The 12,116-nt window shown below is 60.7% G+C and carries 10 protein-coding genes; 8 read left to right on the forward strand and 2 right to left on the reverse strand.

The features are described from left to right. Window positions 1–35: 35 nt before the first annotated feature. Window positions 36–959: a LysR family transcriptional regulator gene (locus AC5RWT_RS03465; RefSeq protein WP_494079146.1), complete on the reverse strand. Its 924-nt coding sequence runs from the start codon at window positions 957–959 to the stop codon at window positions 36–38. A 647-nt stretch (window positions 960–1,606) separates the two neighbouring features. Between AC5RWT_RS03465 and nrdH the strand changes: the two genes are divergently transcribed. From nrdH to AC5RWT_RS03505, 8 genes are all read left to right on the forward strand, one after another. After that, a complete protein-coding gene (gene nrdH / locus AC5RWT_RS03470; protein WP_127513743.1) occupies window positions 1,607–1,849 on the forward strand; it encodes a glutaredoxin-like protein NrdH in 243 nt (80 codons plus the stop codon). 31 nt (window positions 1,850–1,880) lie between these two features. Then, window positions 1,881–2,366: a class Ib ribonucleoside-diphosphate reductase assembly flavoprotein NrdI gene (gene nrdI, locus AC5RWT_RS03475; protein WP_494079147.1), complete on the forward strand. Its 486-nt coding sequence runs from the start codon at window positions 1,881–1,883 to the stop codon at window positions 2,364–2,366. 17 nt (window positions 2,367–2,383) lie between these two features. Further along, on the forward strand, window positions 2,384–4,504 hold the full coding sequence (gene nrdE, locus AC5RWT_RS03480; RefSeq protein ID WP_494079217.1) for a class 1b ribonucleoside-diphosphate reductase subunit alpha: 2,121 nt from the start codon (window positions 2,384–2,386) through the stop codon (window positions 4,502–4,504). Window positions 4,505–4,669: 165 nt separating this feature from the next. Beyond that, window positions 4,670–5,647: a class 1b ribonucleoside-diphosphate reductase subunit beta gene (gene nrdF, locus AC5RWT_RS03485; RefSeq protein ID WP_494079148.1), complete on the forward strand. Its 978-nt coding sequence runs from the start codon at window positions 4,670–4,672 to the stop codon at window positions 5,645–5,647. A gap of 460 nt (window positions 5,648–6,107) precedes the next feature. Then, window positions 6,108–7,715 carry an ATP-dependent nuclease gene (locus AC5RWT_RS03490; RefSeq protein ID WP_494079149.1) on the forward strand — a complete coding sequence of 536 codons (1,608 nt, stop codon included), beginning with the start codon at window positions 6,108–6,110 and terminating at the stop codon, window positions 7,713–7,715. Next, the gene (locus AC5RWT_RS03495; RefSeq protein ID WP_494079150.1) at window positions 7,712–9,400 is read left to right on the forward strand and encodes a UvrD-helicase domain-containing protein; all 1,689 of its coding nucleotides are present in this window, start codon (window positions 7,712–7,714) and stop codon (window positions 9,398–9,400) included. The genes AC5RWT_RS03490 and AC5RWT_RS03495 overlap by 4 nt, the downstream gene beginning before the upstream one ends. Window positions 9,401–9,861: 461 nt before the next feature. Further along, window positions 9,862–10,125 (forward strand): hypothetical protein, encoded by a 264-nt coding sequence (locus AC5RWT_RS03500; protein WP_494079151.1) that lies wholly within the window; start codon window positions 9,862–9,864, stop codon window positions 10,123–10,125. Between the two features lie 15 nt (window positions 10,126–10,140). Then, the gene (locus AC5RWT_RS03505) at window positions 10,141–10,620 is read left to right on the forward strand and encodes an NUDIX hydrolase (protein WP_494079152.1); all 480 of its coding nucleotides are present in this window, start codon (window positions 10,141–10,143) and stop codon (window positions 10,618–10,620) included. A 583-nt stretch (window positions 10,621–11,203) separates the two neighbouring features. Here the strand turns inward: AC5RWT_RS03505 and AC5RWT_RS03510 are convergent. Next, on the reverse strand, window positions 11,204–11,545 hold the full coding sequence (locus AC5RWT_RS03510; RefSeq protein WP_494079153.1) for a DNA methyltransferase: 342 nt from the start codon (window positions 11,543–11,545) through the stop codon (window positions 11,204–11,206). Between the last annotated feature and the right edge of the window lie 571 nt (window positions 11,546–12,116).

Raw genomic sequence — 12,116 nt, forward strand, 5'->3', positions numbered from 1 at the left:
CGGCCCGATGCGCCGTGTTGCTGCCGGCGTCCTGCCTAGGTGCGCCTGGTAGTGATGCTCATGTCGCGCAGGATCACGGACAGCTGGTCCATGAACAGGCCCAGCTGCGCGTTCTGCCTGTCGTTGATCAGCAGCGCGAAGATGTTCCTGGCCAACCGGATTTCCGGAACGTCCAGCACCACGATCCCGTCCGGTCCGTTGTGCATGGCCAGTTCCGGGACCAGCGCCGCACCCAGCCCGGCACCGGCCATAGCCAGGCTGGCATTGAAGTCGTCGCAGTAGGCAACCACGCGCGGATGAAGGTTGCAGCTGGCAAAGAGCCGCTCGATCACCGTGGCGTCCGCGGTGCCCGGGTGGTGCATGATCCACGGCATCTCGGCCAGCTGCGAGGCCGTCACCGAGGCGCCGGGACGGATGCCCCACGATGTGGGCAGTACCACGCGGAAATTGTCGTCGCCGATCCACTGCCGGCTCACGGTGTTGGGCCAGGCTAAACCGCCCTGCCCCACCTGGAAGACCAGCGCGACGTCGAGTCCGCCGCCGGCCCGAAGCCCCTGGATCGTCTGCCCCGGCTCGGCGACCGAAACTTTGAGATTGATGCCCAGGCCCGGCCATTCTGGTGCCTGCAGCAGGCGGGGGAGAACATACGTGGCCAGGCTTGGGAAGATGCCCAATCGGATTTCCTGCGTGCTGGTGTCTTGGCTGCGGGCGGTGGCAGCCAGCAGGGCATCGATGTCCGTGAGCACCTTGGCCGCATGCCGGGACATCACCAGTGCCGTTTCGGTCGGCTGGACGCTGCGGGCCGACCGCTCGAACAGCTTGGCGCCGGTTTCGCGCTCCAGAGCGGACATCTGCTGCGAGACCGCCGAGGCCGTGTAGCCCAGATTGGCGGCTGCGGCGGCGAACGATCCGCGCCGGGTCACTTCGAGCAACGTGCGCAGGTGCACCGTGTTGACCATCAGCTCTCCTGTTGCATCTGGATGTTTGAGCCCAGCCTACCTTGGGCTGCCGGAGCCGCCCGCGGTCCGGCCGGTCCTAGCCGGGGCCCGGCCCAGCAGGGAGGACAATCCGGGGCCCCGATCTGCTGCCTCAGTAGGAATGTGCCGGCGTCGTGCAGTGTTGTATAAGGGGGTGCGAAAAGGTCGTGGGGGACAGGCGCCGGTGGGCCGGGCGTGGCACCGAAAGGGTCCGACGGGTCCGCTATCGTCCAGATCACTCATCGGGCGGTCCGAGCGGTGAGCACGGACACCCTCAGACCGACGCACCACAACATCTAGTGGCGGCCGCACTACGAGCGACACGCCGAGGAAGCGGCGACACGATACTTTCCCAAGCTGTGGGCAGGGAATCCACAGGCTGTGGATGGCGGACCGAGAAGGGCGGAATATCAACTGTTTAACCACCCAAAGATATCCCCACGGGCTGTGGACGAAGCTGGGAATGGAATGACATACTTGTAATACATCATCTTGGGGTTCCGATCGGCCGGGTCCACTAGATGTAGTATTGGAGCAGCTGTTGGGCAGTAAGTCCGGGACCTTCCAGGGGAGGCCGCGCAGCCAAGAAAACAGCAGAAACGTCGTACCGAAATTAGGGGAGAAGGACCATGACTGTAACGGTTTACACCAAGCCAGCATGCGTGCAATGCAACGCCACGTACCGGGCTCTGGACAAGAAGGGCATCGCTTACCAGAGCGTTGACCTGTCCCAGGACCCTGAGGCGCTGGAACGTGTCCGTTCCCTTGGTTACATGCAGGCCCCTGTGGTCGTCACCGAGCAGGACCACTGGTCCGGCTTCCGCCCCGACAAGATCGAGGAACTGGCCCAGGCCGCCGCTTCCGTAGCCTGACCCGCACCGAGCGAAACCAGAACCACACGTCATGACCGAGCTGCTGATGAGCGAGGGCACCAGGACGCAGCAGGCAAGTCCGGCGGTCGGCGGGACAGCCGATACGGACCTGATCTACTTCTCCTCGGCCTCCGGCTACACGGACCGCTTCATGCAGAAGCTGGGACTGCCGGCGGCACGGATCCCGCTGCGCACCCAACAGGAGACGCTGCAAGCGCTCCGGCCGTTCGTGCTGGTGCTGCCCACCTATGGCGGGGAATCCGGCAGGAACTCGATTCCGCCGCAGGTTATTAAATTCCTCAACCGCGAGGAGAACCGGCGGCTGTTGCGCGGCGTGATCGGTGCCGGCAACACGAATTTCGGCACAACCTACTGCCTGGCGGCGGAGAAAATCGCAGCAAAGTGCCAGGTGCCCCTTCTCTATCGATTCGAACTCATGGGCACGTCCGAGGACGTAGACCGGGTCAAGCAAGGATTGGAACTCTTTTGGAAACGACAGTTGCACACGCGGCCGTAGCCGACGCCAAGGCAGAGCTGCCGGCCGCATTCAAGGGGCTGGGCTACCACGAGCTCAATGCCATGCTTAACCTCTACGGCCCGGACGGCAAGATTCAGTTCGAAGCCGACCGCGAGGCTGCACACCAGTACTTCCTGCAGCACGTTAACAACAACACGGTGTTCTTCCACGATCTGGAAGAGAAGCTCGACTACCTGATCAAGAACGAGTACTACGAGCGCGAAACGCTTGACCAGTACACGATGAACTTCATCCGCTCCCTCTACGACCGGGCCTACAAGAAGAAGTTCCGCTTCGAGACCTTCCTGGGCGCGTTCAAGTTCTACACGTCGTACACGCTCAAGACGTTTGACGGCAAGCGTTTCCTGGAGCGCTACGAAGACCGTGTCTGCATGGTGGCGCTGCACCTGGCCCGCGGCGACGAGGCCATGGCCACCCAACTGGTGGACGAGATCATCGACGGCCGCTTCCAGCCGGCCACCCCGACCTTCCTCAACGCGGGCAAGGCCCAGCGCGGCGAGCTGGTTTCCTGCTTCCTGCTGCGCATCGAAGACAACATGGAGTCGATCGCCCGCGGCATCAACTCCGCCCTGCAGCTGTCCAAGCGTGGCGGCGGCGTGGCGTTGTCACTGACCAACATCCGCGAGCACGGCGCGCCGATCAAGCAGATCGAAAACCAGTCCTCCGGCGTGATCCCGGTCATGAAGCTGCTCGAAGACAGCTTCTCCTACGCCAACCAGCTCGGCGCCCGCCAGGGTGCCGGCGCGGTGTACCTGCACGCGCACCACCCGGACATCTACCGTTTCCTGGACACCAAGCGCGAGAACGCGGACGAGAAGATCCGCATCAAGACGCTCTCGCTCGGCGTGGTCGTCCCGGACATCACCTTCGAGCTGGCCAAGAAGAACGAGGACATGTACCTGTTCTCCCCGTACGACGTCGAGCGCGTCTACGGTGTGCCGTTCTCGGACATCTCCGTCACCGAGAAGTACTACGAGATGGTCGACGACAGCCGGATCAAGAAGACCAAGATCAGCTCCCGCGAGTTCTTCCAGACGCTGGCCGAGATCCAGTTCGAATCGGGCTACCCGTACATCATGTTCGAGGACACGGTGAACCGGGCCAACCCGATCGACGGCAAGGTCATCATGTCCAACCTGTGCTCGGAGATCCTGCAGGTTTCGTCGCCGTCGATGTACAACGAGGACCTGACCTACGCCGAGATCGGCAAGGACATCTCCTGCAACCTCGGCTCGATGAACATCGCCAAGACCATGGATTCGCCCGACTTCGGCACCTCCATCGAGACCGCCATCCGGGCGCTCACCGCCGTGTCGGACATGTCCTACATCAACTCGGTGCCCTCGATCGCCGAAGGCAACCTGCAGTCGCACGCCATCGGCCTGGGCCAGATGAACCTGCACGGCTACCTGGCCCGCGAGCGGGTGCATTACGGTTCCGAAGAGGGCCTGGACTTCACCAACATCTACTTCTACACCGTGCTGTTCCACGCCCTGCGTGCCTCCAACAAGCTGGCGATTGAACACCGCCAGACGTTCGGCGGCTTCGAGAAGTCCAAGTACGCCTCGGGCGAGTTCTTCGACAAGTACACCGAGCAGGAGTGGCTGCCGCAGACCGAGCGGGTCAAGGAACTGTTCGCGAATGTGGAAATCCCCAGCCAGGAAGACTGGCGGGGGCTGAAGGCTTCGGTCATGGAGCACGGCATCTACAACCAGAACCTGCAGGCCGTTCCGCCGACCGGTTCGATCTCCTACATCAACAACTCCACCTCCTCGATCCACCCGGTGGCGTCCAAGATCGAGATCCGCAAGGAAGGCAAACTGGGCCGCGTGTACTACCCGGCCCCGTACCTGACCAACGACAACCTGGAGTACTACCAGGACGCGTACGAAATCGGCTACGAGAAGATCATCGACACCTACGCCGCCGCCACCCAGCACGTGGACCAGGGCCTGTCGCTGACGCTGTTCTTCAAGGACACCGCCACCACGCGCGACATCAACAAGGCGCAGATCTACGCTTGGCGCAAGGGCATCAAGACCATCTACTACATCCGCCTCCGCCAGCTCGCGCTCGAAGGAACCGAAGTAGAGGGTTGCGTCAGCTGCATGCTGTAGCAGCCCCAGACAACTGAAAAGTACGACGGCGGGTGCCCGCCCGCCGTCGTACGGGCACCGACGGTACGCCGGCAATCCGGCCCACCCGCGGGCGACCGCCGGCCGCACCACGGCCGGCCTTCGGGCATCATGGAACAACACAGACTTTGGGAAGAAGGGGACGCGATGTCAGCCGAGAAAGTCAAGCTTCTGCACCACGTGGAAGCGATCAACTGGAACCGGATTGAGGACGAGAAGGACGTTGAGGTCTGGAACCGGCTCTGCAACAACTTCTGGCTGCCCGAGAAGGTCCCGCTGTCCAACGATGTGCAGTCCTGGGCAACGTTGACCGAAGACGAAAAGCTGCTTACCATGCGCGTCTTCACCGGTTTGACCCTGCTGGACACACTTCAGGGAACCGTCGGCGCAGTCAGCCTGATCCCGGATGCGCTGACCCCGCACGAGGAAGCCGTGTACACGAACATCGCGTTCATGGAATCCGTGCACGCCAAGAGCTACTCCTCGATCTTCTCCACCTTGTGCTCCACCAAGGAGATTGACGAGGCGTTCCGGTGGTCCACCGAGAACGAAAGCCTGCAGAAGAAGGCCCGGATTATCGAGGGTTACTACCACGGCGATGACCCGCTTAAGCGGAAGGTCGCCTCCACGCTGCTGGAGTCCTTCCTGTTCTACTCCGGCTTCTACCTGCCGATGTACTGGTCCTCACGGGCCAAACTGACGAACACGGCGGACCTGATTCGGCTCATCATCCGCGACGAGGCCGTCCACGGTTACTACATCGGCTACAAGTTCCAGAAGGGCGTCGAAGGGGAGACCGAAGCGCGCAAGCAGGAGCTGAAGGACTACACTTTCGAACTGCTCTACGAGCTGTACGAGAACGAGGTGCAGTACACCCACGACCTTTACGACTCCGTGGGCTTGGCCGAGGACGTCAAGAAGTTCCTGAATTACAACGCCAACAAGGCGCTGATGAACCTGGGCTACGAGGCCATGTTCCCCTCCACCGTCACGGACGTGAACCCGGCCATCCTCTCCGCCCTGAGCCCCAACGCCGACGAGAACCACGACTTCTTCTCCGGCTCCGGCTCCTCCTACGTGATCGGCAAGGCCGTCAACACCGAAGACGAGGACTGGGACTTCTAACTACGTGTGAGATGTCGACCTAATTGGAAGAACGGCACCCTATTTGGAAGAAATGCATCGTCTAGTTGGAAGTCTTCCAAGTAGCTGCCGCTAAAGCGGGTCCTGCATGTTAGATTCCACGGGACATGGCCAATTTTCCAATCTGGATGGCCATGTCCCTTGCCGCTTGGCCAAATCAGGGCAACACACGGCCACGTTTCTCAGTAGCTGGCCCCAAACTGCTGACTGTCTAGCAGAGTGACCAACGTGGGGGCTCGCAGCGGTTTTAAACAGCCAGCCACTCAATAGGGGGAATTCAGTGGCAAGGTTCTGGCAAGCTGAGACGCGAATGTGGTCCGCCCAGCGGCTTCAGGAATGGTCTCAGCGAAATGCCTTTGACTTCCTGTCAAGAACAAAGACTGAACCGACAGCTCCCAACGCCTACGAAGAACTCGATTCGCTCTAATGGAAACAGGAACCGATGAAGCTCACTCGCCTCCAAATTCAGAATCACAGTCGCATCGTTGATGTGGAGATCGAGGTTCGTGACCACCTCGTACTCGTCGGAGCGAACGACGTCGGGAAGAGCTCCATGCTTCGGTGCCTTCAGCTCATTCTCGGCGCGTCCACGGCCCAGCTCTACGCACAGATCAAGGCCGAGGATTTCCGGGACGCTGCAAGTGAGTTCGTCGTCCAGGTCGAGCTCGCCGACTTCTCGGACGACGAACAGGCGGCATTTCCGGACGAAATTAATGTCGATGCTGCTACCGGTCGCCTAACTCTGACTCTTCGTCTTAGCGCCACAGTCGATGCCGATGAGACTCTGAGTGTTGAGCGAATCGCTGTCGGCGCCGGCACACGACGTCAGCTGTCGAGACCACAACTCTCAGCCATCGGATGGCGCTTCCTCAGCGCGACTAGTCAGGTGCGCGAACTCCGTGAGGACCGCCGCTCTGCTCTCCGAGACCTACTCGACGCAGTCGAGCTTGGCACTGAGAAGGCTGACTTCGACGATGCAGTGGAGCAATTCGCAACTGTCCTGTCAGAATCGACCGTCATGAAAGGAGTCCGGACAGATCTGGCGGCACAACTGACCAAGGCCTTGCCATTAACTATCGGCACCGATGACCTGGCTTTTGTGCCCGGCTCGTCTGCGGAACAAGATCTCCTGAATGACGTCCGTCTCCAAATCCAGAAGGGCGGCGAGCTCCGAGATCTCACTGCACAGTCTGATGGCATGCGGGCACTGTACGCCATTGCGCTTTACGATATGACGAGTTCGGGCGCCAACGTGGTCGGTATCGATGAGCCTGAGATCCACCTGCACCCGACTAGCCAACGGAGCCTCGCGCGGCTGCTCAAATCCAGCAATAACCAGAAGATAATTGCCACGCACTCACCGGACATTGTTAGCGCGTTCGACCCGGACTCAATCGTCGTCGTAAAGCCAGGGGGCAACGTGGTCCAGCCCCAGAGAGGCTTCCTCACTAGCGACGAAAGGCTTACGGTCCGCTGGTGGGTCCGTGACCGGCTCGAGCCGCTGACCGCCCGCCGCGTTATCGCTGTTGAGGGTATCGCAGATCGAATTATCGTTGAGCGGGCTGCCGAGCTCACCAACCGGACGCTCGACCGGCTCGGCGTATCACTCATCGAAACGAACGGCGCGGGAGACATGGGAGCCATCCACACCCTGTTCGGCTCTCGAGGCTTCAACGTGCCGCTCTCCATGCTCGTTGACGCTGATGCCGAAGCCGCGACAGCGATGAAGCTCGGTGTGCAGCCTCCAGACCTTAACAGCAACTTCGTGTGGGTTTCGCGCGCGGATCTCGAAGACGAGTACGTCACCGCGATCGGAGCCGCGAAGCTCGAGTCGGCGCTCGTTGCTTCGACCCTGTTCAAACCGAACCAACTGCGCGCACTCGTGCCCACCGGCCCAAGTGGAACGTTCACTAATGCTGACTTGGCGGGCTTCTGCCGCAGGTTCAAAGTCAATGCCGCACTGGTGGCAGTTTCGCTGCTCGACGAGGCCTCCGCGCGGGCGATTGTCAGCATCGACGGCATGCTGAGTCAGGTCGAGGCCTTGCTGTGAAGGTTGAACCCTCAAACGCCCAGCTCCAAATTCGCGACAGCCACCAGATGGGTATGCTTGTCGTCGCGCCGGCAGGGTGCGGCAAGAGCGAAGCACTCGCTCTGCGCGTACAAGGGATGCTGCGCCGCGGCGTGGCCTCTGGTGCCCGTCGTATTCTGGTCGCAACCTTCTCCAACAGGGCCAAAGACAACATTCGAGAGCGCCTCCGCAGCTACTTGACGGCCGCAGAGCTGCGTGACAAGGTGACGGTCATTAACTTTCACGGTCTTTCCGCCCGGCTGTACCGTTCACACGCTGCTGCCATCGGCCTCGACCCCGAGTGGACCCTGCCCGAGAACGACTGGGTGAAGGAACAATGCCAGCGCTCCGGACTCAACTTCGGGCAGAGCGCTGCTGTAGCCAAAGTGCTCCAGAGCATCAAGCAGGAACCTGTGAATGACGCCGAGATACTCCGACTGGTGGAGGCGAACGGAAATCCCGACGCTCTCGAAATTGAGAAGCTCCGGGTGCGTAATAAACAGCTCACTTACGATGATCTTCCTCGTGCTGCTGAACTGATTCTGGCGCAAAATGAAGTAGCCGATCTTTATCGCTCTCACTTCGCCGCCGTATTTGTTGACGAGTTTCAGGACCTTACGCCCCAGCAGCTGAGAATAATCAACAGAATTGGCGCTGGCCGCACCACCTACGCCGGTGATCTCGCCCAAGGGATTTACGGTTTTTCTGGCGCCAAGCCCGAAGAGATATATTCCCGCATTGCCAATGAAGTAGGCGAGATCGTCGAACTGACTGAGTCGCATCGTTCGTCCCCGTCCGTGCTCGCTGCGGTGAACGCGTTAGTGCCGCTTACCAAGGGCACTATCCTGACGTGTGCGGCGCCCCAAACCTGGCCTTTCGGTGGCGTGGCAGCCACGGTGGGGCACCCGACCGCGGAGACTGAGGCAGCATGGGTTGTGCAACTCGCGAAAGCGATTCTCTCGTACGCGCCGACTCAGCGGATCGGCGTCATCACTCGCATTGGTTCTCGCCGCCGATTCTTGGACGAGGCCTTCGCCGGCGAACCTAGCCTTGAGAGCCACCGGTGGGACGATGGCGTCCTCGATACCTCCACGGCGCGTCGAGTAAAGGCAGTTCTAGCCAGCGTGGACGTGCCAGGTGTGCTCGCGGCCGATGACTCGATTGAGTTCCTACGGGAGTTTGCCGAATTTCACCAGATTCAAGATCCAGCGGATCGCATGGCGCTTGCTGATGCTTTAGGTTGGGTGCTCGAGTTGCTCACTCAGCGGCTGACACCGGCCGAGATCTCGAAGCGCATCCGAGTCGGTGACAACTCGACGCTGTTGACCAAGGCGGGGGTGCACCTGCTCTCAGGCCACGCCGGCAAGGGGCAGCAGTTCGATTGGGTTGTCGTCATCGGCCTCGAAGAAGGAAATGTCCCCTTCTTCGAGGCAAAGAGTGAGGAAGCACTTCTAGAGGAGGCGCGAGTTCTATCCGTAATGATGTCGCGTGCGCGACACGGGCTAGTCCTGACTCGCGCAGTAGAAGTCCCCGCGCTGAACGGGCGCGTTTTTGCAAAAGATCCATCTCGGTTCCTGACGGCTGGGCTGAGCGCGACCCTGACTGATGCCGCCGGCCTTGTGCAGTGGCTTACGAATGCATCCTGGGCTGAAGTCGCCACTCGTTGAACAATGAAGGGTAAAAGGCATTTTAGTCAATTTCGGCCGATGGCCCTCCAGGGACAGATTCGGCCGGGGGGAAGCATCTCACGCGTATACTCGATCAGCGCCGATCTCCCGCCCACTAGGCCCGTGCGATCATTGCGCGCAAAAAGGTGTTCCGAATGAGCGGACCAACGAGCGGAAGTAGAGGGGCGGATACAACGCGATGAGTCTCGGTCCCACCCACCACGGCTACTTCTACCAGGACCTAATCACAGCAGTCGCCCTGGTCGACCTCATCCTAGGCGCCGCCGAGACCGTCACCGTCGACACCAAGGGGTTCGATACAGATCGGTTTGACGATGTCAACATCACATACGCGGATAAGACCCGCTACCGCCTGCAAATCAAGCACACAACGACAGACCGTCAGCTCTCGAAAGAGACGTTCTCTCAAGACGGCAGAACCTTAAGCCGGGTCCTCCCCGGTGGTTTTGGGCCGCGACGCCGAGATCGATACCAGCCGCATCCACGTAGCCACCTACCCGACGATGATGAACCTCGACCACAACACGTACACCCTTTTCGGCATCGAAAACGACGTGCCGACCTTCGCGTACGAGCTGAACGAAGCCATCGACGCCGGCTACTTGATCTTCTACCACCACCAAATCGTCGTAGAGCGGATCCCCGATCCGGTCGAGGGCCCTTTCGCCACCGCAGGACAAGAACCGGCAATCTCTATAGCCTAGGGATGTGGAGGGCGTATGACAGTTCGCAGCGCAGGCATCCTGCTGTACCGGCGGAGCCTGGAAGGGCACTTGGAGGTCTGGATCGCCCATAATGGTGGCCCTCACTGGACCGGCATGGACACCCGCGCCTGGACAATTCCAAAGGGAATATACCTCGACGCGGAGGACCCTCTGGTGGCCGCGCTGCGGGAGTTCGCCGAAGAAATCGGGACGCCGGCGCCTCAGGCGGACTACCTTGAGCTGGGCGCTTTCCGCCAGCCTTCGGGGAAGGTCATCACCGCCTTTGCCGCCGAATCGGATTTCCAGCCAGAGCACATCACCAGCAACACGTTCCCGCTGGAATGGCCGAAGGGTTCCGGTGTTGTGCGGGAGTATCCCGAAATCGACGATGCCAGATGGTTCCTAGAGTCCGAGGCGCGCAGCAAACTGGCGAAGGGGCAGGTGCCGATCCTCGATGCCCTTGCCGAGTACCTCGGGAAGCTGGGCGGCTCCTGAGCTGGGCAGATTTCAGGCGACATCGTTCTCCGCACTGGGCAGTAGTAACGAGCATGTGGCGCCGGTGTAGAGCCTGGCCGTGCCGTTCAACCCGGCGATGGATGACCTGAGCTGGTTCGCCGCATCTAGGCATTGCTCAGTTTCGGTTCAGGCCAAACTTTCGGCTGATGTGGCCACGAAGATGTGTACCTTTCAGCCATGAACAGGGTGATACTTCGCATTGCCTATCAGTTTCGCCAAGTAGGTCAGTCAGCCGACATGGTCAGTAGTCCACCGAAACCGCGGAAACACGGTGATTCGCATCTGGCGCTAACCGCCAACTAGCCTCCGACCTCACCAGTTGGAAGACTTCCAACTGGACTGGACAGCAGGGCTGAATCGATTGACGGGGTGTTCATCTCGCCGGCCGGGACCGTCTGGTCCGGGATGTTGAAGCTCATGCAGCCGGCCGTGAACTCGAGCACGGTGTCCGGGTTGCCCTTGTGGTGGACCGGGACACGCTTGCCGACGGCGGTGGAGGAGGAGACGAACGGGGCGAGCTGCGTCGGCGTAGACCAGGATCTGGTCGGTGACGCCGGAGAGCTTAGTGTTCAGGAACGAGGCGCGGTTTTTCTTCTCCCAGATGACGGTGGAGATGTAGTTTGGCTTCGCCGAAGATTTCGTCCATCAGGCAGCGGACCCGGTGGATGTACTTGTCGTCCAGGTGGACCGAGACGCTGGCGTCCTCGCGCATGGTGGCTTTCGCCGCGGTGAGGGTTTCCTCCAGCATGGCCAGCCATTCCTTGACCGGGGCGGAGTCTGAATACTGGTTGAACCGTTTGCCGCTGTTGTACGGCGGGTCCATGTAGACCAGTTTTACAGTGCCCTCAAGGTCAGGGTCTGTGAGGGCGTGGGCGGCTGTGGAGTTGTATAGGCGGTTGCACATATTGGTCTGTGTGCGGCGCCCCTCGGGTTGCAGCAGCCCTGCACACATGAAGGACGTCACACCGGCTTCTATGCCGACGGAACGGTGACGGGCCTACTCGATGCGAAGGCCCGGACTCTCCTCGAATTCGTGAACGACAAGGGCCGCCTTCCACAGAAGAACGCTTCCAGTGCACAGGAAAAGCGGCAAGCGCAATGGGTATACCAAGGTGTCGACCCCGACGCTGAATGGCTGGAATTCGGTACGGCGGTCCGTGATTGCAGTGCAGGGCACGGACGCCTCCCTCGATACCCGGCAACAGATCCACAGGAGGGGCAGCTGGGCACGTGGCTTGCCGAACGGAACCGGGAGCGCCGGAATTAACTGGCTGAATGAACACGTTCCAGACTGGGCCATCCCAACCGCAGAATTAGCATGGTCTGCTGTTTCTGAGGGAACGTATGCCTTCGTGAAGCAACACGGCTGGATGCCTAAGACAAATGCCGCAGACAGAACGGAAAAGAGGCTCGGATACTGGCTAAGTACCTGCCGCAGTTTCGCCAAGAAAGGCACGTTGCGCCAGGACCGCTTG

It is taken from the genome of Arthrobacter sp. Dra40 (genome assembly GCF_059091905.1).

What these genes read in the sequence shown, in the direction of transcription:
- AC5RWT_RS03465 (WP_494079146.1), bottom strand. Translation starts at nt 959, where the DNA reads ATGGTCAACACGGTGCACCTGCGCACGTTGCTCGAAGTGACCCGGCGC.
- nrdH (WP_127513743.1), top strand. Translation starts at nt 1,607, where the DNA reads ATGACTGTAACGGTTTACACCAAGCCAGCATGCGTGCAATGCAACGCC.
- nrdI (WP_494079147.1), top strand. Translation starts at nt 1,881, where the DNA reads ATGACCGAGCTGCTGATGAGCGAGGGCACCAGGACGCAGCAGGCAAGT.
- nrdF (WP_494079148.1), top strand. Translation starts at nt 4,670, where the DNA reads ATGTCAGCCGAGAAAGTCAAGCTTCTGCACCACGTGGAAGCGATCAAC.
- AC5RWT_RS03490 (WP_494079149.1), top strand. Translation starts at nt 6,108, where the DNA reads ATGAAGCTCACTCGCCTCCAAATTCAGAATCACAGTCGCATCGTTGAT.
- AC5RWT_RS03505 (WP_494079152.1), top strand. Translation starts at nt 10,141, where the DNA reads ATGACAGTTCGCAGCGCAGGCATCCTGCTGTACCGGCGGAGCCTGGAA.
- AC5RWT_RS03510 (WP_494079153.1), bottom strand. Translation starts at nt 11,545, where the DNA reads ATGTGCAACCGCCTATACAACTCCACAGCCGCCCACGCCCTCACAGAC.